Below are 25,675 nucleotides of genomic sequence, written 5' to 3'. Positions count from 1 at the left end.
AAGTGCCTACATTCCTTCGTTCGGTCTAGTCATAAGGCAGAGGCTAGCGAAGCTCCTTTAGGGACTCAAGGTCGAATGGATGATATAGTGCCAGCTTCTCCGTGTCATCCTGTTGTCTAGGTCGTTTAAGGGGATGCAGGACTTTACATAGCCTCTGCGAGGCCAGGAATATCCTTCATCATTCGCTTTGCGTCAAACGCTTTGTGCTTCGTGCTGATCCCATGAAGAACTTTTAAGAGTTTCCCGCATAGTACCACGATGGATTGCTTCTTGCGTAACGGATTATCCTTACGGTTTGTGTAATATTCATGCAGCCTTCTAAAGGCATCGTTATGGCGAACCATCGGCATCATGACTCGGAATAGGAGGGCGCGTAGCTTTCTCCTGCCCCGTTTAGAGATTCTCTTTTGTCCTTTGTGCTGACCGGAGGAGTTTTCCCGTAATGTCAATCCCGCGAGTTTGATGAGTTGGCGTGGATCTTCGTAGTGTGAGAAGCTTCCGATTTCAGCTAGTAAATCAACAATGGTCGTATCTCCAAGTCCAGGTACCGTTGAGAGCCATTCATATTCTACTGATGTTTTAACAAGCTCGACCAGGTGCTGCGTAATGCTTTCAATCTCCTGTTCCAACTGGTGGTAACGGCGAACGAGAGTGGCAATTTCTATACGGGCCATCTCCCGTCCCTCTGTAACTCCGATGGAGTTAGAAGCAACTTCAATGAGTCGTACTGCTTTTGGCCGTTGGGGGGATTTGAGCCCCTCCACCTGACGGTAAATTGCCAATACCTCATCCGGCTGTTTTTGGTGAAGATCAGCCGGAAATGGAGTGCATTCCAGGACAGCCATTGCCATCTTCCCGAATGACGGAAAGACCTGGGTGAACTCAGGGAAATAACGGTCCAGCCAGCGAATGATCATGTTTTTAACGGCTCCCAGCTCCTCTGTCAACTTGCTTCTAAATGTTGAACCCACACGGAGTTCAGCCTCCATGTCCTTTAGGATGCGAGGATAGCTGAAGCGCCCATCTTTGATCAAGCGAGCGATGACTAGTGCATCCTTACGGTCATGTTTGGTTGGCAGGTTGTCATCCAGCTCCTTTGATCGCTTGACGTGCATAGGATTGGTCATGACTAGGGGGATGCCTCGTTCCTCAAGGAAATAGGCCAGGTTAAGCCAGTAATGCCCTGTTGGTTCAATCCCAACTATGACTTCCGTTTTTCCGAAGTCTTTCATGGCATCCAAAATACGCTGATAAAATCTCTGAAAACCGTCGCCAGACTGTAATACCGAGAAAGATTTTTGGAGCACACGCCCACGGTCATCGACAAAGCAGGCGAAGTGTTTCCGCTTGGCAATATCGATTCCTACTACGAGTGTTTGTTCGGTGACTTGATTTATTTTCTGGTTTTGTTTAAAATCCATGTTGGAGTCCTCCTTGGTTACCTAAGTTAGGGGTCAATTCGGTGCACGATTTGACACCCCGTATCATACCAAGAGGGCTCTTTTTTGTTCAAGTGCCCGAAAATCCTTCTAACTGAAGTGGTCCCTATGTCAAGGACACTTTGAAAAAAAGGCCTTAAATTTTGAGAATTAATATCGTATTCTTCCGTTAAGGAGGAGATACGACAAAAGAACCAGTAACTCTTCTGCCTTTAGAAAGTTACTGGTTCTTAAATTTTATCCGTGTCTTAAAATTATTTATGAATAGATGTTTTATAAAGTCAATTGATAGCTTTCGCGTATTTATGCTGGGAGAAAGTGTTCCTTGTTACATTCAGAGGTATTGTAAACAATTGGATGACTCAAAATGGCAGTGGTTTTATGTACAGATGTCGGAACCTGTTACCTTTGTTACTGACATGGCTTATCTTTTCTACGTACTAAAATGGATCCTAAAGTATGATTTTGACGATTTATCCTATGCTGTGTATTTTCAAGATATTATGGATCCCGAAAGTAATCCTCAATCACTAATCAAAGATGAGTGGTTACCCGTTCTACGGAATCGATACGGGCAGCGCTTGAAGAAAGAATTATACGAAATCCATTATAGCTTGAATGAAGAATCGGACAATGACGTCAATGTCGATGATTCTGTCATATTTTAAGTGGATATTCACCTGTTTTCAGATATTCTGCATATTGGTTAGGGGAGAGCTTTGCTAGTTTCCATTGATACCGGTCATTATTATAATAATCTATGTAGTTATCAATCTCCTGACGGAGATCTGTATAACTACCACAGTTTTTCAAATTGATTTCATCCTTCATATGCCCAAAAAATGATTCCTGCGGTGCGTTGTCCCAGCAGTTACCACGTCGGGACATGGATTGCCTAAGTTCCTTATCTTTTAACAGTTGGCGGAAAGAGATGCTTGTATAATGACATCCTTGGTCAGAATGGACAATGGCATCAGTTTCTAAGCTATCACCGTGGTTTTCTAGTAGGATTTTGATTGTTTCTAATACAAAATCGACTTCAAGTGACTCACTTGGAACGTACGCCAGCACCTGTTTCGTGAAGGCATCCTTTATGACGGAAAGATAAGCCTTACGGCCATTATTGTAATAAAGATATGTTATATCTGTAAGGAATATTTTCCCGGCACCATGCTTTTCAAATTCCCGATTTACTATATTTTCTGATATGGTATCTGTCTTCAATGCTTTAGCCATTCTTCTGTAGGGGTTTGCTTTTCTGATTGGACAAAACAAATTGAACTTTTTCATTAGGCGGCTGATTTTCTTTTGATTCATCCTTAAGCCCATATGCAGAAGGCGCATATATATACCGCGTCTACCTTTGTCATATCCACGAAATCGATAAGCTTCCAAAATTAATTCAAAATCCTTTTTATCCTGCTCATCTTTATTTCTGCGTTTATCTGCGGACTTAAGCCAGTTGTAATAACCACTTCTAGACACACCTGCCATTTCACAAAGCCAATTGATATTAAGCTCATTATTATCTCTCAGAGTCATTTCTTCGATGAGTCTGAATTTTTCTTCTGGCGTTGCTTCTGGTTTTCCTTCCATTCTGCCTGTCTGTCTAGAAATTCTGTTTTTTTTAGAAATTCATTCTCTTGTTTTAGGTACCTTATTTGATGTTCCAAACGTTTTATTCGATCCGTATTTGATAATTCCTTAATGGAATGACGACCAGAATTTTTACCTCTCATGTCTTGATAGCCATCTATTCGTTCTGCATAATCTTTAACTCTTTGAACTAGACTGTCCTTTCTTCTTTTCCCTAAAAGAGTAGGATCAATTTCCATATCACGCAGAATAGCCGATGGTCCTTTTCCAGATTGGTATTCCTGATAAAATCGTTCTTTAAATTCTTTTGTGTAAGATATACTTGAATCACTTACTTTTTCGATGAAAGGATTGGACAGTAGCTGTTTTTGTTGTTCTTCTGAAAATTTGTTTTTCCCCATTTTACACCCTCACCTATTTGAATAATTAAAATATAACAAAAAAAAGACCCTGCAAAACAGAGTCAGTAAAAAATTCAAGGACAAGCCTCTTTTTTAAAACTGTCTATTTTATAGGGTCCATTTTAAACAGGAATGCTCCTTTATTAAAAATAATTTATATTCCCAAACATGAATATTTCTATAAAAGGATTATTTTTCCTTCTAGAAATATTGAACAATCTGGTCCGAGTGATGAAGATTATATATTGATAGGTTCGGTGCTTCTTTTCCCAAAGGTTTGTTAAAACACTTATCATTCGTTCCTAATAAAATAAAAAAAGCCTCATATCCAATTCTATCAAGGATTTAAGGCGTTTTAACTATTAATTCTTAGTTGTGTTAATAGGTATTTTACACGAAGATTATCTATTGAAAATAAAAGGGAGTTTCCTCCCTTTTATGTTTTTAAGTTAGGATTATTAATAAAATGAATTCTCTCTATTGTACCATAACTAACCAACTCATTTTACTATTGTTAGAAAAGTAAATTGTTAACTGATAAGTAAGCTAATATAAACTTCTTACTCCTTTCTCACAGAACCAGTCACTGTTTGATAGGCCTTCAAACAAAGCAACTTGCCAACAATTCAAATCAATTTTTTTCCGTGAATTTGATAACTCTAACAAATGCTCTTTTAAATCCTGAGGTTTCATTTGTTGCCATATGTCTAAATTTCCAATTATCTCATCAACTGCATGACTAATATATAATTCATTTAATTCCATATCTACAAAATGATTTTTAACCCTGCAATAAAAGTCATCTTCCCATATATTAGGTTTAGATATGAAAAAACAAATATTTAACTCAATATCCTCCTTTATTTCCATAAATAAAAATCTTTCCTCTCCTAATTCATCTAAATATGGATGCAATGTTTCTTCAAGATGGGTACTTGCTTTTGAAGAGAGCTTCTTTTTATTACAATCAAAACAGGAGGGTACAAGGTTTATTGGTGCTACTACTAATGACGGATAGTGTGTTTGTGCTAAGTAATGATCTAATGTAGATACTTTTCTTTGACCACAAATTGGACAAGTATTACGTGGACTTGCGCCTCTTATTTTTAAATAGATGTCACGTCCCGGTCCTTTTGCAGCAGAAAATTTTTGTTTGTACACAGACTTTAATTCATTTTTTTCTATACCTATTTCGGAACATATATCATCTGTAAGACTATATAATAATTTTGAATTTTTTAACTTTACATAGTCTTGCTCTCTCTCTAAGATATATGTTAAACACTTTTTTAGTCTTTTCTTTTTATCTAGATCAGTAAAATCATTAACGCAAGTGGTGTAAATTTCCTTTAATTTAAATGGTGGCTGAGGTAGATTACGCATCTGCATCTTTTTCCTTATTATTGATTAGATTCCTTAAAATAGCCCTTGCTTCCAAGCCTAACTTTCCATCAAAATATTCTAATGCTTCTTCATAAGTCTTATATTTATTTGCAACTTGTACTAAAGAATTATGAAAACCTGAATTTGTTAGTTCAAATGAAAAAACTTCCTTAGTCAGGGTATTTATATTTTCACCATAAGTTTCAATATTAGGTTTGCCAGCTTTTATTTCATAACCTTGTCTATCTAAAATATAAACACATTCACTTGGAACCTCTTGCAAAATAACTGGGGAATGTGTTGCTATTAAACCGATTCCGTTTCTTTTAACGAGTAGGTCTGACAATATTCTTATGAAAGTAGACAGCAAGGGAGGATGTAGATGACTTTCTGGCTCATCAAGAAGAACTAAAGTTTTTTCTTCTAGTTCTTCTATTAATCTACAAATAATTAATAGAACAATTGAATGTCCAGAGCTAAATTTCTTACAAATAGGTTTTAATTCTGAGTAAAAACTCTCTTTGAGTGACTTTTTTAACTCTTCAGTTTGTTTATTAAATTCTTCTTCTCTTATTTTAAGTTTTTCAATAAGATCAGATTGATTAAATATTGGATCAATATTTAATTCTAATAAAGATTGCTGCAGCCTTGCTCTTTTTGAAGGTATTTTTCTACACTTCCACATACTGTTTATTAGTTCATCAACTAACATCTCACTATTTTTATTGAATATATTTCCTCTATTATCCAATCCTTTTAATCCAATATACGAATAAGCTGGCCTATTTTTACTTTTTTTAGTGTTTTGAACAAATTCAGTTCCATCAAACGCACTAAAGGATATATACATCACGTTTTCGAATAAATTCTGTTCATATCCATATCTAGTATATTTTGATTCAATATATGATTTACTATCTTTATTCATTATAGAAAATAACAAATTGTTAATTAAGAAAGTTTTCCCGACACCATTTCTTCCTATCATAACTTGAACATTCGTAGGTGGATGTGAGTTAGGTTCAGAATAAAAATTAAATTCTGTAGCTGGTTTGTTTTCGTGACTATGATAATAAAAACTAAAATTATATGGGGTTAGTATTGAGTTACCTCGAGCAAGGTTACGAAGCTTTTTTAATTTTGACGTTTTATCTCTTAATAATGATCTATTTGTAACTCTTAAATTTTCTACCTTTTTAAAAATTTTTTTATCTAAAGCAATATCATTTAACCTTTCTAATACGCTATCTCTTAACTCGTCCCCTAATTTATTTAGATTTTCATAATAATATATATCATCTCCAATGGAAAAAAATCTACTGTCCAGTTCAGAGAAATATTCTTCTAAGTTTGGCCTCATTTGATCAGATTCCATTTCATGTTCACCAATTTTTATTCCTCCAATATATATCGATTCACCATTTTCTTCTTTATAATATAATTGATATAATGTTTTAAATTCCCACCAGTCATTCCAATTATCTTCAACTAAATAAAACAAGCCATTTTCTTGTTTTTCTATTTCTGAGTTTACGGGCAACTTTTTAAAATTCATTAAGTCCTCCTATAATAAGAAAATCGTCTACTGTTTTTTGAAAAGCAATAATAATACCTTAATCTATTAAATCATTATTACTATTCAATTTTAAAGCCTGTTTACATTATTTTCTATAAGTAAAGCTGAACGACCTAAAGCATTTCGTAAAAGAAAGGTTTTACACGAAGTTTACTTTATTTGCATTTAGAGGGATTTCTCCCTCCCTCTCTTTCTGTCACAACAAAACAACTAACTGATAATCGTTTATCATAACTTTACCCTAAGCTCACAAAATCTCCCTGAATTTTGTATAGTTAAATAAATTAATTATAATTCTATAGATGATTCTAATTGCTTTGGGTCAATTTTTACTAAAATTCGATACCTAAGATTCGTGCTGTTAAATATACAACGAGAGCATCTGATGAAGTGAATAATCTTTCTCTATTAATATCCATATTAACTTCATGTTTTGATTTATTATAAAGTATTTCTTTTATCTAGTAATTGCAATTGATCTAATTTATGGACCACTTTTCCTAAAGTAGAATTAAAGTTCCTCAATTTTCCTAGTTTTTGATTAATAAGTAGATAAAATTTAGTTGTCGCTTCTAGGTGCATCCCTGCATATTGAACTACATATCTAGCTCCGTCTCTTATATCTCTAATATCCATCTCACCGGCTGCATACTAAAGGACTAAAAATACTACGTTTTATTCCATAAGGGAAAGGATTATTTACTGGGTTTCTTGGTAAGTTATAACCTCCAAGTCCACCGATTTCCTTATCAACTTTCCAAAATTTTTCTCATGAATACTGTTAATCGTATTTATCTATTTCTAAAATAGTTTCTTTTACTGTTTGCTTTTGGTAAACATTCAATAAATGTCATAAAGCCATTTGGAATCTTCTAATGCCCTATACATATAATGTACTCCCATCTTATTGAATTCACATATAAATTATTATTTAACTTCACCATTTAATCCTGTCTGCAACTTTCTTTCTCAATTGTACAACTCGTTTTGCATACACTCTCTTCACCAAACTATTATTATCTTTATTTCTTATTCGATGTCGGATCTTCAAGAAATACTCCCTTTTGGTGAACCACCTGTTAGCGCAGCTACAAGATTTTTAATTGCCTATTTCTTCGTGATATCCCCACATTTTATTTAAGTCTAATACTCCAGACAAGCTTATCGCTTTCTTAATAAGTACATTGCAATTTGTTATAGTTTAGTTATGAATTTACTGGGTTCATTTTAGAAGTAACCCATTCATTTGATAAAAGTTTGATCAAAAGGAACGGGTTTATATTCTTGTAAGAAACTAAATTTTTATAAAAAGGATTGATTAAAATACTTTAATATCAACTATATTTCTATTATCCCTCTGGATTGAATCCTTTTTTAGTATTGCAAAAACAGTTTATGCTGAGGAACATGCTCGTTTTATCCATTATGAAAATAAGATAAATATAGGACTAGCTTTTGGAGGAGTGATTTTAGATGCCTATTTGACATATTAGGATAAATAAACTAATTCTTCCATACTAGGAATTAAATTTATTCAATTTTATCAAGGATTTCTGACCTTATATTGTCTACATTTGGTATCATCTACTTTTTAAGATAAAAAAGACCTTACATTTAAGCAAGGTCTTCTGTATTAACAAGTTTATTGTTTTACATTTTCTATAAGAATTAACAAAAATTGAACTAATAAATGTTCTTCTCTATGAGAAAGAGTTGTGTTTTTACTATTTATAAATTTAAAAACTGGATACTTACCTCTTGAATTGATTTTATCTAAATTAAAATTCATTAATTTAGCCTTAAAATTAACAAGTTCACTATCAATTAGATTCTTATTATAAATCAATACTACCCTAAGATTTAGTTCTAATTTTTCATTTTCAAATTCTAATATCACGTTACCATTACTTTCTTCTTTAATCCATACAATGGTACCGTTTTCTAAATCAATTTTTCCTTTTTTTAATAAGTCTGTAATAATTTTTGACTTTCTTAATCTATTCACTAATTTATATAATTCTAAATTGTTATCATTTTGGTGGCTTTGCTCTATTTTTTTATCTTCTAAATATGAATAAATATTGTCTTGGTAATATTCATTAAGAATAGTATTTTCATTATCCAATTTTGTCTTAGGAGTTAATTCATTCCTTACCTTTTCAAGAATTATCTCTATTAAGATAAGGATCTTTTTATTCGGATTAGATAATAATTCATGGGTAACTATCCTATTTAATCCTGAAAAACCTACAAATGCCCCAACGAAGGAATATGTTAAAAATTCGTTTTTCACATTATGATTTTTACATAATTTATCAATTTCATCTATTTTATTATATTTCAATAAAAATACAAGGAAATTTTGCATTACATTAGACAACAGGTCAGAAACTTCAATTTTATAGTCTCTGTTCAAGAATCTGTTATATACAAGAACTGCATCTTGGTGATATTTAGATTGTTCTCCATACTCCTTTCGTAACTTAGATCCAACCGATCTGACTAAATTAATAACCTCTTCTTTAGGTAATTCACCCGTTTTTATTTTCGGATTACTAATTACTATATTTAGTATCAATTTGAAAACATTAAACTCATTTTCATCAATTAAAGGATAATAAATGTTAATTCTATTATCTTCCTCAATTTTTATTGAATTAAGAATCTTTTGTATTTCATTTATTTGGTTATATACTTGATCTAGTTCCTCATTTGCATATTTATTTGAAATATTTAATAACTCATTAATTAAAATAAGATTTTTTCCTTCTGTATTAGAATCTTTCATAAAGTATTTAGAAAAATCCAACAATGACTCAAGTTGCTTTTTAATGTAAACCGTTTCTAAGAACTTTGAGAGTAGAGCTTTAGAAGCGAAAGCGTAGTAAAAACCTTTTATACTATTAAATAACTGATCAACCTGTAAACTAAACTGATTAATTTGAATAGAAGATAATTCTTCACTATATTTGTTAATATTTATATTACTCAAAAACTCCGCATTTTTAATTATTTTAAAGTTTTCTTTATATTTACCTACAGTTTTTGTTTCCGCAATTACTTGAGACCTAACGACTAATTTTTTCATATGTTCTTCTGAGAAAAAAAGAACATTTAAATTAGCCGATGTAAAATATACTGTTTCATTGATATAGTATATATCCTCATTTAATTTCTTAAGAGAATATTTTCCAAAGTCAACATCGACCTCCAAAATAATAGGGAATTCATCTAACATCGTTTCCGTTTCAAATTGAAATTTAGGCATCCTTTTATATAAAAGTGTTACATTAGAATCAAAGTTATATTCTGTAAGAAAGTGCCTTCGTGTACCAAAACTTCTATTTGAGTAAAAAGTTTTTGGAGATATACTCTCTGTAGCAAAAATATCATTAAAATTTAGTGAAGAGGTAGGGATATATAAAATCAATCAATTCACCTTCTTACTTTTTAATTTGCAAATCATAATATTTTCCATTCACTTTAGTAATATAGGAAGATAATGTATTTGTATAAGTGATTATTAGAGACTCACTTGCTCGAGTTATCGCAACATACAACGCGTCTTTATAATTATAATCATTGTTAGAAATTGTACAAAAGGGTAAAAAAACATGTTCAAATTGCAGACCTTTTGAGCTATGATATGTCATAACTTTAGGTGTATCAGTGTAGAAATCTATGTTGTCATCAGATGAACCATTATAATTATTGTACTTATATTCAATTTCTAACCCTTTTTCTTCATAGTACAACTTTATAAACTTTACAAGTTCATTATTTTCCACTAGAATTCCACTATTTGTCCAACCTTCACTTTCAATAATCTCATAAATTGTATCTAGTTCTTTTTTTACATCTATATGTTTAATAATTAATGGCTTATCACCAACTTGTTTAACACATCTTTCAACTAAAAGCTTTTCCTTATTACTAATTTGCTGCGCAAATTCGGCTATTGGTTTAGGTAATCTATAATTCTTATTTAATGTTATGTGCTTTTCGTATTCAATACTACCTATTTTCTTAATGTCTTCTAGTGTAATATTACCGTTTCTAATAGCATGAAGTTGCTGTGAATCATCACCAAAAAAAATAAAATTTTTGTTGGCCATCTTAATTAAATTTTGAATTTGTTCAGTGTTAAAGTCTTGTATCTCATCAACGATAATATAATCAGCTGATTCAAATCCATAATTTTTTAATTGATGGAAATTACATACCCTATCAGGATTTAATCCTAAACTAGTTATTCCATCTTTAATAAAAGCCCTTAGGGTTTTAGTGTATATAACAACCAGGTAGGTTCCTAATTCTAATTCTTGGATTTCACGAGCCTTGTGAAGTGCTAAAATTGTTTTCCCACTACCTGCACAGCCTTCAATCATATAATTATCCATCTTTAACATTTTGACCTGATATTGCTCATCATCAAGCTCTTCCTCTGAAACCATCCATTTCTTCGCTATTACATCCTCATCAAACATTTTGCTTCCTCCTCCTAGCTTTTTAATAATATATATGATAGCATGTAATTAACCAATTTGGTTAATTTTTTATTCAAGGAGCTAACTGTGAAAATTAATTACCAAAGCGATCGTGATAAAAAAATATTTACTGATACAAAAAAGTTAAACAAAAAGTACGGACAACTCTCTATACAGATATCCCAAAGAATCCTGCAATTGCAAGCAACAGTAAACCTTGGACAGTATCTTAAAATCGGCTTAGGAAAACCACATTTTTTACAAGACCCCTATAAAGGAGACATTGGCATAAGTATTTCAAAAAATTACCGCCTAATAGTAAAGCCTATTTATCCAAAGGGTTTTGATCAATCCAGTCCAAATTTTGACTTAGTTAAAGAAATAATAATAGTGGAGGTAGTTGATTATCATGGTAAATAACGATAAGTTCTACACGGAATATATTATTCCACCTGGACACACCCTCCTGGAAATATTAGATGATAGAAATATGTCACAGAAAGAACTTGCAATAAGAACTTCACTGACACCTAAACACATAAATAATATTATTAAAGGAACTGCTTCAATCACTCCAGATACAGCACTGAAGTTTGAAACAGTTCTAGAAACTCCTGCAAGTTTTTGGTTGAACCTTGAATCAGATTTCCAAGAGAATAAAGCACGAATAAAGGCAAGAGAAAAAATTGATTCAGAAAAGAATATTATAAAAGAAATCCCTTATAATGATATGGTCAAAAACGGTTGGCTAGAGGCTGCTAATAATATAATTGATAAAGTTTTAAACTTAAGAATGTATTTTAAAGTTTCATCATTGGAAACTTTATCATTAACACATGAAGTAGCATTTAGGAAATCAAAATCCTTTTCAGCAAATGATTATTCCTTAATAACATGGCTAACAGAGTCAGAGAGAAGAGCAGAATCGGTTACTACAGAAGACTACGATAGAAATTTACTTATGAACGTAATACCTGAAATTAGAAAGTTAACTTTACTACCATTTAAAGCTTCTTATCCAAAATTAACTAAAATATGTTCAAGTGTTGGAATTGCATTAGTAATCACGCCACCAATTAACAAAGCACATATAAACGGTGCTACAAAGTGGTTAAGTAATAATAAAGTAATGATTGCCTTAAGTTTACGTGGTGGATATGAGGATATTTTTTGGTTTACTTTCTTCCATGAACTGGGACATGTACTTCAAGAGAAGAAAAATTCATATTTTATTGATTCTGATAATGAAGGAAATGAATTAGATATAATTGAGAAAGAAGCAGATGATTTCGCAATAAATAACCTGGTTCCTAAAGAGGAGTTTAATTCAATTGTTAAATCACAGGAATATAAAGATTTAGGTAAGTTGAGATTATTCTCAGAACGAAATAAAATTGACCTTGGTATAATAGTCGGGAGATTAATGAAAGAGGAACATGTTGATTTTAGCGATATGAAGTTTCTAAAATTCCGAAGAAAATTACCTAAGATTAACTATTAAGAAAAAGAGTAAAGATACTCTCGTGTTAATATATATAAATGCTTTAAATGATTTTTCATTATATTAAAACCATGTCTAATCGATTTCCAATTACCTACAGATTATAGTTTATCTAACTTTTTTCGGAAAATGTATTAGCATCTTAATTAGCAACTATAAAGAAAGACAGCTATAAATTCAAACCAATATTAAGGCCATTCCAGAATTGGAATTGCCTTAATATTGATTGTTTATCCTTCTAATCTAATAGATATCATGGAATTTTTTCTTGTATATATTATATAATTTTATCTGCAGCAAATGAAGAACACCACAAGTGTTATCTCTATTATGGTGAATTTCCCCACTTGTAGTTTTATATCTCCCTTAACTGTATCACAAACTTTGCTGCAACCAGGTATGTATAACATATTCGTCAGCTTTCTTTTCTGCTAGTATAATACTACGTAAGAAGCAATGTTGTAATCATGTTTCATATTTTCAAATGATATATGTCCTATACTCAATTTATCCCCTCCTTAAATTTCGAAATTAGGTAATTTAAATTGTCTTTCATCATTAGAATTATTGCTCCAACAACTACTAATATTCTTTTCTTTGCACATTAAATACGCTTCAAAAGAGAGAAGGAGTCTTGTCTTTTCTAGGTTTTCATGACTGACTTTATGACCAGCTTTTGTGTTATCTCTCCATTTAACAAAATAGACTTTACTTGATTCTTCAATGTTGTTTCGATATACAGCAATTTGGCTTGGTTTAGGAACATTTAAAATCATAGCATTTTGAGGTATTTTATTATTAAGTTCCTCAAAAAAGTATGTTGCTTTATAGCGATTATCGGGATCATACTTAAAACCCATAATCTTACAAAACTTATTGTATTCGTGAATAAATGCTTTAATCTCAAAATCCTTTTTAACTGGAGTTTCAAAATAATAATTATGAACTTTTATTCCAAATGCTAACTTATTTGGTATTTCATCAATAAAGTAAAATACATCAAACTTGACACTTTTGTAAATAAAATCGAACTTATACCTATTAATTCCTTGTCGCTTCATACTTCTATAAATAGCTTTTAGTGCATCTAACTTCATAAAGACACCTCATTTAGCCTGTTTCAAAATAAAGTAAAACCACATTTATATTATTATACCAAAGATATATTCTCACACTCTATTTTTAATTTCTTATAAAATAGATATTTTACACGAAGTTAAGACTTTAAGAATAATAGGGAGTTTCCTCCCTCTCTTCAACCGTTCATTATTATATCCAACTTGAATAGCATTTATCTTAGCTAAATTAGAAATAATTCAAAATTAGATCTTCAACACTCGCGCCCTTTAGCTGAACAGTATGCATTATTGTTGGAATCAGGCTCCAGTTATTTAGCAAACTTAATAGGAACGTTAAAGTATAATATCAAGAAAAAGATAATAAAAACGGATAAGATATATGCTCGGAATGGATAATACTGATGTAATGCTATGACAGAGAACATAACGATATCAAATAAAAAGAATACCAAAATTCCCATCCATGCTGATATGAAATTCTCCCAAACACAAATAAAATCCATTCAACAGTGATGTAAATTCCAGACCAAAGTAAGATGTAAAACAGTCGATGAAACCATTTTTCAGGGAAATGGGAGAGAAATAGAAAAATACTAACAGGCATGGTTATAAGAGCATAGACTATGACTGTCATTTCAATTCCATATAGAAGATCAGCATGAAATTCCCATAAGGTATAGTCTTTTACAATATATTCATAAAGCAAACCACATGTAGCAATAAAAAACATACTTGCATGATATTCTCTCCAGTTTTTCCAATTCCCCCACTTTAAAGAAGCTAAAATAGTTAAAATAGCAATCGCAACGTGCATACTCATTATCCTTTCAGGTACTTTATGAAATAGTCTCCCCTTTTTATCATTATTTATTGTTTTAAAAGATATTAACTAAGGAACCTAATATAAAGTAGAAAGGAAGGAAACTTTCGCCATTTTTATTCTATAATCAATCTTCGACTCCTCCCCTTTTAACTGATTAAAGACAAGAAAAAAAGACTGCTTATTCAGTTCATCTTTCCTCAACTCTTGCGCTCTTTACTTGAATGAGCTAATACATAATATCTTTGGATTGCGACACAAGTTTTTTAAATGATATAACACATCATTGAAAATTATCCATTGGGATGATAGGCTTAACTTGTATGGTATATTGTCCCTATTCAAAGGAGACTACACACATGGTGAGTGATTCAGAATTTTTACTTTTCCTTAGAGAACTTGATCGCTTACTTATTGACCTAAATAATTGTTGCGATCCACAAGTTTTCACCCACATTTACCAAGACATTCAATTATTACGCAATGCATTAGCTTTGACTGCTACCGATTAGTGGTCTTTTTTTGTCTTAGTATACCCCCTTTTTTCAGCTCTTTTCCTTTTTTAACAAACCGTATTTATTACATAATCGACCATTAGTATCACTTTTAAATAATAAATTCTGATAAATATTGCATAATAAGTACAAAGGGTAAAGGGTGGTGATGTTGGTGAAAAGGAATGGTAAAAAGTGGACTTAATCTTATTCTCTGGTTTAATAAGTTTATTATTAACAACCTAGTGTTAAAGCTTGGAACCCAAAATAGAACAAATCGATTCCCTTGATAAATAAGGGAAATATCGATTTGTTCTAAAATTGCTGCATTATTTTTTTATTGTAGTGTTACATAGAAAAGTATGACATACAACAACCACATGCATTGTCATCTTGTTTCCAAGTAGTTTCTTTACCACTTACCGGGCAATCTTTGAACGCCTGTCCTTCCCGGTTCGCCGTGACCATGATGGAACCTTAACCTGGATATACCCTCCATGACTGATGATAGCCATGACTAGGATATCCTTAGTTTGTTTACCAATAACCTCTAAAGTGTGTCAAAAGAGTAGCCCTTTACACTTCTTTTTCATAAATATACTCTTTTTGAACAGGCTAAGTAAGAAAACGATCTATACAAGGAGGAAAACAAATGTTAAAAACAATTGACGTTGGGCTTATGGCTAACCACTTATCCGCACATGAAGGCGTTATCAAACGACTTGATCTTTATGTAAAGATTACTAAAAACCAACAATTATTAAATATACTGGGTCAACAAATTGGTACGATGAAAAATCATGTCTAAGTGATGAATTTGCTTCTTGATCAAAATCATTCAAATCAGCAAGTCACACTTCCGCCTATCCCACAAAATGGGTTCCAAATAAACACTCAACAATCCATAATGGAAATAGGATTAGAGGATAAGGATATGGCACTTGATGCACATTTTACAGCAACCGCAATGGCCAATGATAATTTTATTTCTTCATCAAATATGAAGGACCCACAAGTAAAACACCTTCATGTAGAAATGGCTATGCAACAATCACAAATAGCTAAACAACATGAAATGTTAGGAGAACAAATGGGATGGATGTCTCATCCAAATGTAACAGTTAACGAACAACAACATGCAATGAATCCCTTACACAACCAAAATTTTAATCCTTATCACCAAATGTCTAACAACGAACAGGCTCCATCTAGGTTTAATTAATTCAATACTCCTATTAATAAGACTTGATAGTAAATGATCAACTAATTTTTTGATAATAAATGTTAGAGGGATTCAAAATGGAAATGTACGGTAAAAGTTTGCGACCTTTGTTTGCCCACTTTTGTATTTATTATAGATAAGGGATAATAATGGATATTAATGACTATTGTGTTAATTTTTTCACTAGGTATTGATAGTCACCCTCAAAGATAGGAGGATTCAAATGGAACAACATCATCATCAACACCAAGATATGCAACACCATCGTGTGCACATGGGTACTATAAAAAACGAAATTCAAATTACTCTTACCTATCATGATCCCATTTTAAGAATTCATTTAGAAGATGTAGAGGGTAACGCACCAGAATTACTATTAACTCATGAAAAATATATGCACGTTATTGTAGTCAGTAATGACTTACAAGAGTTTTATCATGTTCACCCAGAACAGAAGGATAAATACACATATGAGGTAAACCTTCCTCTGATCAGCAAGTTATATAAAGTTTTTATTGATATAAGCCCAAACGATAAGCAGTATCTTATTGAACCGAATTCATTAGATTTAAATAAATCTTCTCACACTCATTTTGACAATGATAATCTAAAGGTCAACACAGGAGATAAAAAGGTTATTAATGGAAAAACGGTTGAACTAACTCATGATCCGTTTGAAGTTGGACAAGACGTTATGCTTCGTTTTGACTTCAAGGGGATTATCTCACCTGATCCTTATTTAGGTGCATTAGGACATGTCGTGATCATTGATGAAAAATTAGAGAAGTTTATTCATGTTCATCCCATCTCTGATCATGAGACTGTCTTTGTTGCTCATTTTGAAGAAAAAGGTATATACAAACTCTGGGGAGAATTTAAATTTGGAGAAGAAGTGATTGCTTTTCCTTGGGTGATTGAAGTAATATAGGGTGCAAAGTCAAGGTTCAATCATCATTGCACCTTGACTTTTTTCTTAAAAAACACTTCATTAAAATTAGACTAAAACAACTCCACACTATAGCTTCTAGTACTTCATCTCTTTTTCCATATCATATTACATGCTCCCCTTCTAATTAGTTAATTCATCTCGATTTACCATACTTGGTGGCTGTTCCAACCACCCCTTATCGATCATTAAATTCGCAATATCCTCTGCAAATACTAATAATCCCCCTAAAATTTTAAGATAATGTGCTCCAAATCACGCCTTGAACTTACTCCTAAACTTGTTCCATAAAAACCTACACCACGATTGAGTATCGTTGATATATGAAACATCATTAGCTTGTCAGAAAAAACTGGAGATGAAGAATAAGTTACCATTGCATCCCATGTTTCAGAAGCAGGAAGGTCACTGGCGTGCAAAATAGAAGCAAATCCTTTAATATGTTGAGAAGCCAAATCTTTTCCTCTTAGCATAAATTGAATGACTTCTTTTTCTTCACCAACTTGACTAAAACCGATAAATGTTGCTTTTGCCAAACAATTCCTCTGATAATTTGCAAATAAATTTGCAATTTCTAATGTAGTCAATGGTCTCCGTTCTCCAAACCATCCAGCCATAAAGCTTTGTTTGTAAACAAAATCAACCTTGTTTAGAGTAGGAATATAAGGGATCTAATAAACAATCCCTTTGGCCAACATTACTTCCTTTGTCCGATTTAAAAGCTCCTTAGTTTCATCAATGCAATTGAAAAAATATCGAATAACATCCTGGTGTGCTGCTAACAGCAATGAAAGACTATATGAATCTAATCCTACACCACTCCATTGATGTAAATAGGATAGATAATAATTATCTGTAAATAATTTGGGTGCGGACAAATTCACATCGTCTTCGGTGAATCCATATGGAATAGGATAATTTTGATTTTGAAAGATTATGGTTAGTTTTTGAATATGTTTTTGTGATAACTCTAATGCAAAGTCTATTAAGGTACTAATTTCCGCATCTTCTACCGTTTTTTAAAAATATAAAAGCATACAAACTGACATACTGTCATTCATGTAATTGGCCCATAACTGTGAAATCTCACCAGAAGTCAGTTTTTTATTATTTTCAGTCAACCTTAATACCTCCTTTTTTGCTAATTTGTCACGATTTTCTGAAAGTGTTGGTCCTCTAACCAACCATTCATATATTTGATATCTTCGGCGAATTTTGCAATTTCTATTGAGGTATTTAATTAATGAAAAGGAAATTTTCTAGGTTATTTCCCATAAAATTCATCTAATTTTCTTTACTGATGGTATAAATAGTTTGTTTAGGAACAGAACTAATACATATTAAGGAAGGGGGCAACGATAATCAAATGCTAATTATATTTTTTGCATTATTTACCCTAAATTTAATAGCTATTTTTATACCGAAAAGACTTAGTAAAGCCGAAATGTATATTACTTCTTTGTTTTCCCGTGTGGACATGTTGTTGACATGGCCTTAAATTTTAAGCTTACATTATATTATTATTTCGATAAAAGTATCCAGTGGTCTGATTTCCTAGTTCCTTTTCTTATTATCCTGCAATCACCATATTATTTCTAAATTATTATCCTTTTGAAAAAAGAAACAAATATAAAATTAGCTACATAATCGGATGGGCCATTTTTTCTGTTATTTTTGAATGGTTTTCTGAGCAAACTGGCTTTTTCACCCATGTAAAATGGAAGCTGTGGCACTCTGCTTTCGTATATCCTTTCCTTTTCCTTATTCTTCTCTGGCATTTAAAGTTATGTAAAAACTTACTGCATAGATAAACTGTTTGTTCTTAATAATTATTAACACATCCAGACATGGTTTCTTTAGTCGTCTGTGGATGACATTCAGATTCAACATCATCTTTCTTAACAGCAATCCATTTTCCTCGTACGAATTGTACAGTTAATACCACCGCTCTAAAAGCAATGTCTATACCAATTGCAAGCCAGACACCGAGAAGTCCCCAACCAAGTTGAATTCCTAATAGATATACAAGTGATGTACGAATTGCCCACATTCCTACTGCTGTTAGATACATTGGAAATTTCGTATTATTCGCACCTTGGAATGCCCCCGTGAGAATGAGTAATAATGCCAAAAATGGTTGGAAAATTCCCGATACTTTTAAGGCTGTTCCGATACTTGTAATGACATCCTGATCATCTGTGAAAAAGCTCCCCGCCCAGCTTCCGAAAATAAAAAGGATAGCTCCTAATAAAGTCATCGAACCGACAGCAATCCATGTACACAGAGTTGCATATTTCTTTGCCTCATCTATGTTCCCTGCTCCAATTTGCTGTCCGACAAGTATGGTTGCTGCTGTAGCAAATCCATAACCAATCATATAGGAGAAAACCTCTACATTCCCGGCAATTTGGTGGGCTGCAAATACATTTGTTCCAAGAGTGACGACAAATCCGAAATACACAATTTGTCCGATTCTCATGACTAATCTTTCGCCAGCAGCCGGACCTCCAAGCGTGGTTAATTCCCATATATGTTGTTTATCCGGTTTCCAATAATTCCTTCTAAAAGAAAGGGTAGCAGAGCGATTTATATAATAAAATAGAGCAAGACTTCCGATTACTCTTGCGAAAACAGTGGCCAACGCTGCTCCTACAATGCCCATCTCAGGAACTAGCCAGAATCCAAAAATTAAAATATAGTCCAATACAGCATTAACTACATTTATTAGAATACTGACTTTCATAGGAGCACGTGTATCTCCAGCTCCCCTTAAGATCGCACTTAATACAAACATTAATGACATAAATACTGAAGGGATTGCGACAATTTTAAAGTAAATCTCCCCTGCCTCTAATACGTTTGCTTCAATTCCCATTAGTTTTAATAACGGCCCTGCAAAGAACAAAGTAATAATGCCGGTTGCTACGCCAAATAAAATAGCCAATATTATCGATTGTTGGGAAATATGTCGGGCTTTTTCTGGCTTATTTGCTCCTAAGAAATTTGAGATCCGAACATTAGCTGCAACACCAATGGCCATAAAAAGAGCAAAATAGATCGCCAGTACAGCATTTGTCACACCAATTGCTGAAACTTCAGCAAGTCCTATTTTTGAAACAAAGTAAGTATCAATAAAACCGAGAATGGTCTGAAAAAAGTTTTCTATAACAGCTGGCATTGCGAGTACTAAAATGATCTTTATCTTTTCCTTTGTATTTTCTGCATACTGTATGTTTCCTCCATGAGTTTCCATCTTTACCTCCTCGGTTTTGTTAAAATTTAAAAACCCCTTAATTATTTTGTGTTCATATTGCTAATGTATCCTTTTATAAAATCTTTAAACTTTTATTTATGGGGAGTGAATAGTCATAACCCGTTAGAGGAAAAACATTTTCTGTTTTACTTAACTTGACTTCCCATTAGTACTTTTGACAATATAGGTAGGATTAGAATTACTTTATATATCCATAAGTTACTCCAATAGATTAAATACCAGTATTACTTACCCCAATAATTCGTGCTTTCTATCACCAATATAATAAACTTATAGTGTATGTTCACTGTACTTATCTAATACGTTTTTGTATAGTTTCAGTTTTTGATAATCTTGTTCCATTAAGATTTAGGATTATTTCCTACAACTAGTTCAAAATATTCATCAATATTAAAATACTTTAGTATTGATCAACAAATATTGTGGGGTTTGATGTTGCTACCACTAATGTAAATTGATGTTCATATAATGACTTTAATAGTGGAGGAATATTTGAATACAACTCATTTTCAAACATCCCCTTTTCTTTGTCCTCGTTTGTTAATGGATAGTCAACAGTAAACTAGACAACTTTTTTAAGGTGTTCAAGTTTGAATTCTACTGGGCTTAGATAGCCTAGTGTTCCATGAATTCTTTTGCTATTAAACCAATGGATATACGTATGCAATTCCTTCTCTAAATCTTCAAGACTATCAAAGTGACGCCCTTTGATGAACTCAGTCTTTATGATTTTAAACGTAGCTTCTGCTACTGCATTATCATAAGGACATCCTTTCATACTTAAAGATCGTTCGATTTTAAATGTTGCTAACGCATCATCAATCAGTTTGTTTTTGAACTCACTTCCTCGATCTGTATGAAAAAGCTTAATATTACGTAAATCTGTTTTTATTGAAGCTAAAGCACGGTATACCAACAGGGCATTTTTATTACGACCGACACTATAGCCGATAATTTCACGGTTAAAGAGATCAACAAATACACATATGTACTGCCATTTTTTATTGACTCTGACATATGTTAAATCACTTACTACAACTGATAATGCTTCTTCTTGTATAAATTTACGATCAAGTTCATTTTTTTGTTCCGATTCATTCGTGTCACGGGAATGTGGTTTGAATTGCGCAAGAGTATAAGTAGATACTAGACCCTGCTCGTTCATAATTCGCCCAATCCGACGTCTAGAAACGATCTTGCCGAGCTTCATCAATTCCTTTTTTATTTTACGAGTTCCATAGTTTTGATAGCTTGAATGGAAAATCTCTATAATATCGGATGTGATGTCATCCTCTGCCTGACGCTCTTTTGCTTCATAATAATAGGTGCTCCTAGGGATTTGAAGGACTTTACACATTGCTGATATCGAGTATTTGTGTTGATTATTCTTTATCACATTTACTTTCGTCCTAGTATCAGCGCGGCTTGCTTTAAAATGTCGTTTTCCATTTCTAGTTGCTTATTCCGTTTCCTAAGTTCAGCTAGTTCCTTTTGTTCGGCAGTTAAATTGTCTTTTTCTTTAAAAGAACCGGAGGTTTGACTTTGACTTATCCATTTGTCTAAAGAAGAAGGGGTAAGATCATATTCACGGATAATTTCTTTTCTTGGTTTTCCACTGTTATAAAGCTGTACGATCTGTTGTTTAAATTCTGCAGTAAATGTTCGACGTTCTCTTTTAGTCATCGTAGATTCTCCTCGAGTATATTATCTGTAGTCTACTTGACCTTAATTTTTCTGTCTAGTTCAGTGTAGCCGATTCATAAAGATCATATTACACTAATGTACTTAACTTTCTATACAAATTACTTAGATCAAGCTTTAACTCTTTGAATCCTAATCATCAGTTTAAAACAAACTTTTATGCAAATTTAGTTATTTTCATTTTTTATTTTCCATCTTCCCTATTATAAAATTTACTATAATTTTATATGGCGTATCTTACTCCGAAAGGACGAAAACGGTAAACATTGTTATAACTTACATACTAACCTAGCAAAAGGTTACATTAAAATTTTGAAATATTTCAATTTTCATAAAATATGCAGATTCTTAGGAGTTTATAAAAATACGTTATTTTTAAAAATGGACGGGTATTATTAATAATGTAAAAAATAAGGAGGTATTATTATATGTTAAAACAATATAATGAATGTATTCGGGCATGTTTAGAATGCGTGGAGGCTTGTAATGCTTGTTACAATGCTTGCCTTAAAGAAGAAGATGTAACGATGATGTCAAACTGTATTCGCCTAGATAGGGAATGTGCAGATATTTGTAATTTTGCAGCAAAAGCGATGCAATCAAATAGCCCTTTTGCTGAACAAATCTGTAAATTGTGTGCTGAAATATGTGAGGCATGTGGAAAAGAGTGTGAAAAACATGAACATGATCATTGTAAAAAATGTGCAGAGTCTTGCTTTAGATGTGCAGATGCATGTCGAAAAATTGCTTAATAAACAGGACAAGAAGATATTGGATAACAAAGTTTTATGTATAAGGAGCAAAGCATAAATTGCTTTGCTCAGGCTGTCGAGAAACCTCGACAGCCTTTACTTTTGTATATATTCTTTAATTATTCACCGCGTTAATATGATATAATATCTTTATGAAAAATAATTCTAGGACGGTGAAAAATGTGTTTAAACCTAAAAGAGAAACCCAAAATGAAGTAGAATTTGTCATGATCGAAGAGTTAGTACCTCAAGATCACCTTTTGAGAAAAGTAGATAAATACATAGATTTTTCCTTCATTAATGAAAAGGTTCGCCCTTTATATTCTGAAAACAATGGTCGCCCCTCCGATCCCACTATGCTTTTTAAAATGATGTTTATTGGTTATTTTTATGGGATTCGATCGGAACGTCAATTAGAACGTGAGATTCAAACAAACATTGCTTACAGATGGTTTCTAGGTTTAAAACTTACAGATCCAGTTCCCGATCATTCAACTATTAGTTGGAATCGTCGTACCCGTTTCAAGGATACAAATATCTTTCAGGAGATTTTTGATGAAATTGTTTTTCAGGCTATTCAACACAAGATGATTGGAGGAAGAGTACTTTTTACAGATTCCACTCATCTTAAAGCTAATGCGAATAAACATAAATTCACACGTATTGATGTTGAAGTTGAAACTCGAGAATACATTGAAGAATTAAATAAAGCTATTGAAGAAGATAGGAAGAATCATGGAAAAAAGCCCCTAAAGGAAAAAGAGGAAGTGATTGAAACTAAGCAAATACGTCAAAGTACAACTGATCCTGATTGTGGGTTTATGTCACGTGATAATAAGCAAGAAATGTTCTGTTATCTTGACCACCGTACAACTGATATGAAGTTTAATATCATCACAGATGCTTATGTTACTCCTGGGAATGTTCATGATTCTGTACCTTATCTATCTCGCTTAGATCGTCAAGTTGAAAGATTTGGGTTTAATGTAGAAGCAGTTGGACTCGATTCAGGTTATTTAACAAACGTTATATGTAAAGGACTCAACGACCGTAAGGTCTTTGGAGTTATAGCTCATAGGAGATTTCAGCCTACTAAAGGTCTGTTTCCAAAATGGAAATTTGATTATGTTGGTGAACGTGACGTTTATATTTGTCCAAACAATGAGGAATTGGTCTATCGTACGACTACACGTGAAGATATCGAGAATATAAGTCTGATCCTAAGAAATGTGCAACTTGCCCTCTTTTAAAGGAATGCACCAGATCAAAGAATACACAAAAGGTCGTAACTCGACATGTCTGGGAAGATCATAAGGAACAAGTTCGTTTAAATCGTCTTTCAAAATCAGGTAAAATCCTTTACAAATTCAGAAAAGAAAAAGTAGAGCGAAGCTTTGCAGATTCAAAAGAACTGCATGGGCTTCGCTACTGTCGGTTACGGGGATTACAGAATGCGAGTGAGCAGGTTTTACTCACCGCAGCCTGTCAAAAAATATGAAAAAGATCGCCACACACCTAGCTATGCTCGCATAGGGTGTATGACGATCTTTTTTCTTATAAAAATAAATGTTTTTACTTACAAGAGAAATAATAAGTAGTTAATGAAAGTAGGGTGTTTTAAAAAACACCCTACTTTCTCAACAATCTGAGCAAAGCATAAATTGCTTTGCTCTTTCATTTAAATTTTTAACAAACAAGTAAATAGTTTTGAAAGGAGTATCTATCGTGAAACAATATCTTAAATTTGCTGGGATGATCATTACTTCAACTATTGTCATGTTTCTATTTAAGTATTTAAGCACATACAGTCTTGATCATGTCTATTTTAGTGAATCAAGGCTGTATATGGCTCTGTTGATGGCAGCTACTATGAGTATAATTATGTTAGGGTTTATGTATCGTATGCTAAAAAACCGAAAATTAAATATTGGTATTGCAGTTGTCAGTATTCTCGTTTTTTCTCTTTCGCTTTTCTTATTGGGGCAGTACCAGCGTTCGTGCAACCAGGGGCAAAGTAAATCTGAGAAATGATCGACAGAATTCCTTTGTCCGATGGTTGCTACTCGATTTTATTGTTATTTTGCATCTTACGATACAAAGTCATGCGAGAAATACCAGCCTTCTCGGCAGCATCAGTACGACTCAACCCTTGGTCCATAAGATACAAGGCATACTTAACCTTTTCCTCATCGGTTTTCGGTCTTCCAGGATATTTTCCTCGTTTCCTTGCAGCCAGAATCCCTTCTTTTGTCCGTTCAGAAGTTAAATCTCTCTCAAATTGAGCAATACCCGCAAAGATAGTAAACAACATTTTCCCATGTGCTGTTGTTGTATCAAGCCAGGATTCCTTTAAACTTTTTAAATGCGCTCCCTTTTGTGAGATGAGTTCTGTAATTTCAATAAGGTCTTTCGTAGAACGGGATAGACGAGTCAGATCCGTCACAACAACCGTATCGTTCATTCGCAAAAATTCCAACATACGATTCAACTCCGGTCGCTCTCGTTTCGTACCAGTTACTTTTTCAAAGAAAATGCGATCACACCCAAATTCTTCAAGTTGTTTCTTTTGGCGATCCAAATTTTGATCAAATGTAGAAACACGCATATAGCCAAACTTCATGTTCATCCTCTCCTCTATCAAATATTGTACCAAAATCCATTCGTGATAAATATTGTTACGAATAATATTGTGACATATTTTTGTTACGCTAATTATACGAGTTAGCTAGACTAAAAGTTGATCATCACTACACGTAACAAAAATGTTCGTTTTTGTTACGTGTAGTACAAAAAAAGCTTATTATTAAAAGTAATAATGTTTATGATATTTATTTTATGTACTATTTGGGATCTAATATAATAAATAGAAAAGATAAGACTGATTTCTCCAACACTAAGGTGAATTAGCCTTGTCTTTATATGTCCAGAGCAAAAACGTGAATTTAATACTTTAAGCAAATTTGAAATCTCTTAGCGTACAGAATATACGTCAATGTTATTTAAT

21 protein-coding genes and 3 pseudogenes are annotated in these 25,675 nt (G+C 32.7%); 10 read left to right on the top strand and 14 right to left on the bottom strand.

What is annotated here, in order from left to right; all coding sequences use genetic code 11:
* Positions 1-143: 143 nt before the first annotated feature.
* Complete coding sequence (locus AC0L8O_RS27845; RefSeq protein ID WP_101569576.1) at positions 144-1,421, bottom strand: IS110 family RNA-guided transposase; 1,278 nt, start codon at positions 1,419-1,421, stop codon at positions 144-146.
* A gap of 371 nt (positions 1,422-1,792) precedes the next feature.
* On the opposite strand from AC0L8O_RS27845, the gene AC0L8O_RS27840 reads away from it, so the two are divergent.
* A complete protein-coding gene (locus AC0L8O_RS27840; RefSeq protein ID WP_368658274.1) occupies positions 1,793-2,107 on the top strand; it encodes a hypothetical protein in 315 nt (104 codons plus the stop codon).
* Here the strand turns inward: AC0L8O_RS27840 and AC0L8O_RS27835 are convergent.
* From AC0L8O_RS27835 to AC0L8O_RS27810, 6 genes are all read right to left on the bottom strand, one after another.
* On the bottom strand, positions 2,097-3,035 hold the full coding sequence (locus AC0L8O_RS27835) for an IS3 family transposase (protein ID WP_368658273.1): 939 nt from the start codon (positions 3,033-3,035) through the stop codon (positions 2,097-2,099). The genes AC0L8O_RS27840 and AC0L8O_RS27835 overlap by 11 nt on opposite strands.
* Entirely contained in the window at positions 2,978-3,436 is a 459-nt protein-coding gene (locus AC0L8O_RS27830; RefSeq protein WP_368658272.1) for an HTH domain-containing protein, read from the bottom strand. Before AC0L8O_RS27830 ends, AC0L8O_RS27835 begins: the two co-directional genes overlap by 58 nt.
* A gap of 546 nt (positions 3,437-3,982) precedes the next feature.
* Positions 3,983-4,819, bottom strand: a complete 837-nt coding sequence (locus AC0L8O_RS27825; protein WP_251683120.1) for a hypothetical protein — start codon at positions 4,817-4,819, stop codon at positions 3,983-3,985.
* Complete coding sequence (locus AC0L8O_RS27820; protein ID WP_251683119.1) at positions 4,812-6,374, bottom strand: AAA family ATPase; 1,563 nt, start codon at positions 6,372-6,374, stop codon at positions 4,812-4,814. Before AC0L8O_RS27820 ends, AC0L8O_RS27825 begins: the two co-directional genes overlap by 8 nt.
* Before the next feature lie 1,663 nt (positions 6,375-8,037).
* The gene (locus AC0L8O_RS27815) at positions 8,038-9,825 is read right to left on the bottom strand and encodes a hypothetical protein (RefSeq protein WP_251683118.1); all 1,788 of its coding nucleotides are present in this window, start codon (positions 9,823-9,825) and stop codon (positions 8,038-8,040) included.
* Positions 9,826-9,838: 13 nt separating this feature from the next.
* Positions 9,839-10,882, bottom strand: coding sequence for a 3'-5' exonuclease (locus AC0L8O_RS27810; protein WP_251683117.1), 1,044 nt, complete (start codon positions 10,880-10,882; stop codon positions 9,839-9,841).
* Between the two features lie 87 nt (positions 10,883-10,969).
* On the opposite strand from AC0L8O_RS27810, the gene AC0L8O_RS27805 reads away from it, so the two are divergent.
* The gene (locus tag AC0L8O_RS27805) at positions 10,970-11,302 is read left to right on the top strand and encodes a hypothetical protein (protein ID WP_251683116.1); all 333 of its coding nucleotides are present in this window, start codon (positions 10,970-10,972) and stop codon (positions 11,300-11,302) included.
* On the top strand, positions 11,292-12,383 hold the full coding sequence (locus AC0L8O_RS27800) for a HigA family addiction module antitoxin (RefSeq protein WP_251683115.1): 1,092 nt from the start codon (positions 11,292-11,294) through the stop codon (positions 12,381-12,383). The genes AC0L8O_RS27805 and AC0L8O_RS27800 overlap by 11 nt, the downstream gene beginning before the upstream one ends.
* Before the next feature lie 518 nt (positions 12,384-12,901).
* On the opposite strand, the gene AC0L8O_RS27795 is transcribed toward AC0L8O_RS27800, so the two are convergent.
* Together AC0L8O_RS27795 and AC0L8O_RS27790 are read right to left on the bottom strand one after the other, a co-directional pair.
* Complete coding sequence (locus AC0L8O_RS27795) at positions 12,902-13,480, bottom strand: DUF6037 family protein (protein WP_251683114.1); 579 nt, start codon at positions 13,478-13,480, stop codon at positions 12,902-12,904.
* Positions 13,481-13,871: 391 nt separating this feature from the next.
* Positions 13,872-14,276, bottom strand: coding sequence for a CBO0543 family protein (locus AC0L8O_RS27790; protein WP_473449856.1), 405 nt, complete (start codon positions 14,274-14,276; stop codon positions 13,872-13,874).
* A 1,152-nt stretch (positions 14,277-15,428) separates the two neighbouring features.
* On the opposite strand from AC0L8O_RS27790, the gene AC0L8O_RS27785 reads away from it, so the two are divergent.
* The 3 genes from AC0L8O_RS27785 to AC0L8O_RS27775 all read left to right on the top strand — a co-directional run bounded on the left by AC0L8O_RS27785 (position 15,429) and on the right by AC0L8O_RS27775 (position 16,926).
* A complete protein-coding gene (locus AC0L8O_RS27785) occupies positions 15,429-15,584 on the top strand; it encodes a hypothetical protein (RefSeq protein WP_216776622.1) in 156 nt (51 codons plus the stop codon).
* A 9-nt stretch (positions 15,585-15,593) separates the two neighbouring features.
* Positions 15,594-15,998 (top strand): hypothetical protein, encoded by a 405-nt coding sequence (locus tag AC0L8O_RS27780; protein ID WP_216776621.1) that lies wholly within the window; start codon positions 15,594-15,596, stop codon positions 15,996-15,998.
* Between the two features lie 223 nt (positions 15,999-16,221).
* Positions 16,222-16,926, top strand: a complete 705-nt coding sequence (locus AC0L8O_RS27775) for a hypothetical protein (RefSeq protein ID WP_216776620.1) — start codon at positions 16,222-16,224, stop codon at positions 16,924-16,926.
* A gap of 245 nt (positions 16,927-17,171) precedes the next feature.
* Here AC0L8O_RS27775 and AC0L8O_RS27770 read toward each other — a convergent pair whose 3' ends face one another.
* Together AC0L8O_RS27770 and AC0L8O_RS27765 are read right to left on the bottom strand one after the other, a co-directional pair.
* Complete coding sequence (locus tag AC0L8O_RS27770) at positions 17,172-17,561, bottom strand: DUF3231 family protein (protein ID WP_285844062.1); 390 nt, start codon at positions 17,559-17,561, stop codon at positions 17,172-17,174.
* Between the two features lie 54 nt (positions 17,562-17,615).
* Positions 17,616-18,065 (bottom strand): annotated as a pseudogene (locus AC0L8O_RS27765) (DUF3231 family protein).
* 441 nt (positions 18,066-18,506) lie between these two features.
* Between AC0L8O_RS27765 and AC0L8O_RS27760 the strand changes: the two are divergent.
* Positions 18,507-18,755: pseudogene (locus AC0L8O_RS27760) on the top strand (CBO0543 family protein); the annotation flags it as partial.
* Between the two features lie 11 nt (positions 18,756-18,766).
* On the opposite strand, the gene AC0L8O_RS27755 reads toward AC0L8O_RS27760, so the two are convergent.
* Both AC0L8O_RS27755 and AC0L8O_RS27750 read right to left on the bottom strand, forming a co-directional pair.
* Positions 18,767-20,197, bottom strand: a complete 1,431-nt coding sequence (locus AC0L8O_RS27755; RefSeq protein WP_473449854.1) for an MATE family efflux transporter — start codon at positions 20,195-20,197, stop codon at positions 18,767-18,769.
* A 583-nt stretch (positions 20,198-20,780) separates the two neighbouring features.
* Positions 20,781-21,901 (bottom strand): IS3 family transposase gene (locus AC0L8O_RS27750; RefSeq protein WP_473445900.1). Its coding sequence is split into 2 segments (ribosomal slippage): positions 20,781-21,652 and positions 21,652-21,901, totalling 1,122 coding nucleotides; the frame shifts between segments, so codons are not numbered across the junction.
* Between the two features lie 446 nt (positions 21,902-22,347).
* Here AC0L8O_RS27750 and AC0L8O_RS27745 point away from each other — a divergent pair.
* The 3 genes and pseudogenes from AC0L8O_RS27745 to AC0L8O_RS27735 all read left to right on the top strand — a co-directional run bounded on the left by AC0L8O_RS27745 (position 22,348) and on the right by AC0L8O_RS27735 (position 24,702).
* A complete protein-coding gene (locus tag AC0L8O_RS27745) occupies positions 22,348-22,671 on the top strand; it encodes a four-helix bundle copper-binding protein (RefSeq protein WP_251683111.1) in 324 nt (107 codons plus the stop codon).
* 227 nt (positions 22,672-22,898) lie between these two features.
* Positions 22,899-24,204, top strand: a pseudogene (locus AC0L8O_RS27740) (IS1182 family transposase).
* 192 nt (positions 24,205-24,396) lie between these two features.
* Complete coding sequence (locus AC0L8O_RS27735; protein WP_251683110.1) at positions 24,397-24,702, top strand: hypothetical protein; 306 nt, start codon at positions 24,397-24,399, stop codon at positions 24,700-24,702.
* 28 nt (positions 24,703-24,730) lie between these two features.
* Here AC0L8O_RS27735 and AC0L8O_RS27730 read toward each other — a convergent pair whose 3' ends face one another.
* Positions 24,731-25,291: a recombinase family protein gene (locus AC0L8O_RS27730; protein ID WP_098796766.1), complete on the bottom strand. Its 561-nt coding sequence runs from the start codon at positions 25,289-25,291 to the stop codon at positions 24,731-24,733.
* Between the last annotated feature and the right edge of the window lie 384 nt (positions 25,292-25,675).

It is taken from the genome of Metabacillus sp. KJ11-3 (assembly GCF_055808295.1).
Note: the sequence above shows the minus strand (reverse complement) of the source record. Positions and strands in the feature narration are given on the sequence as shown.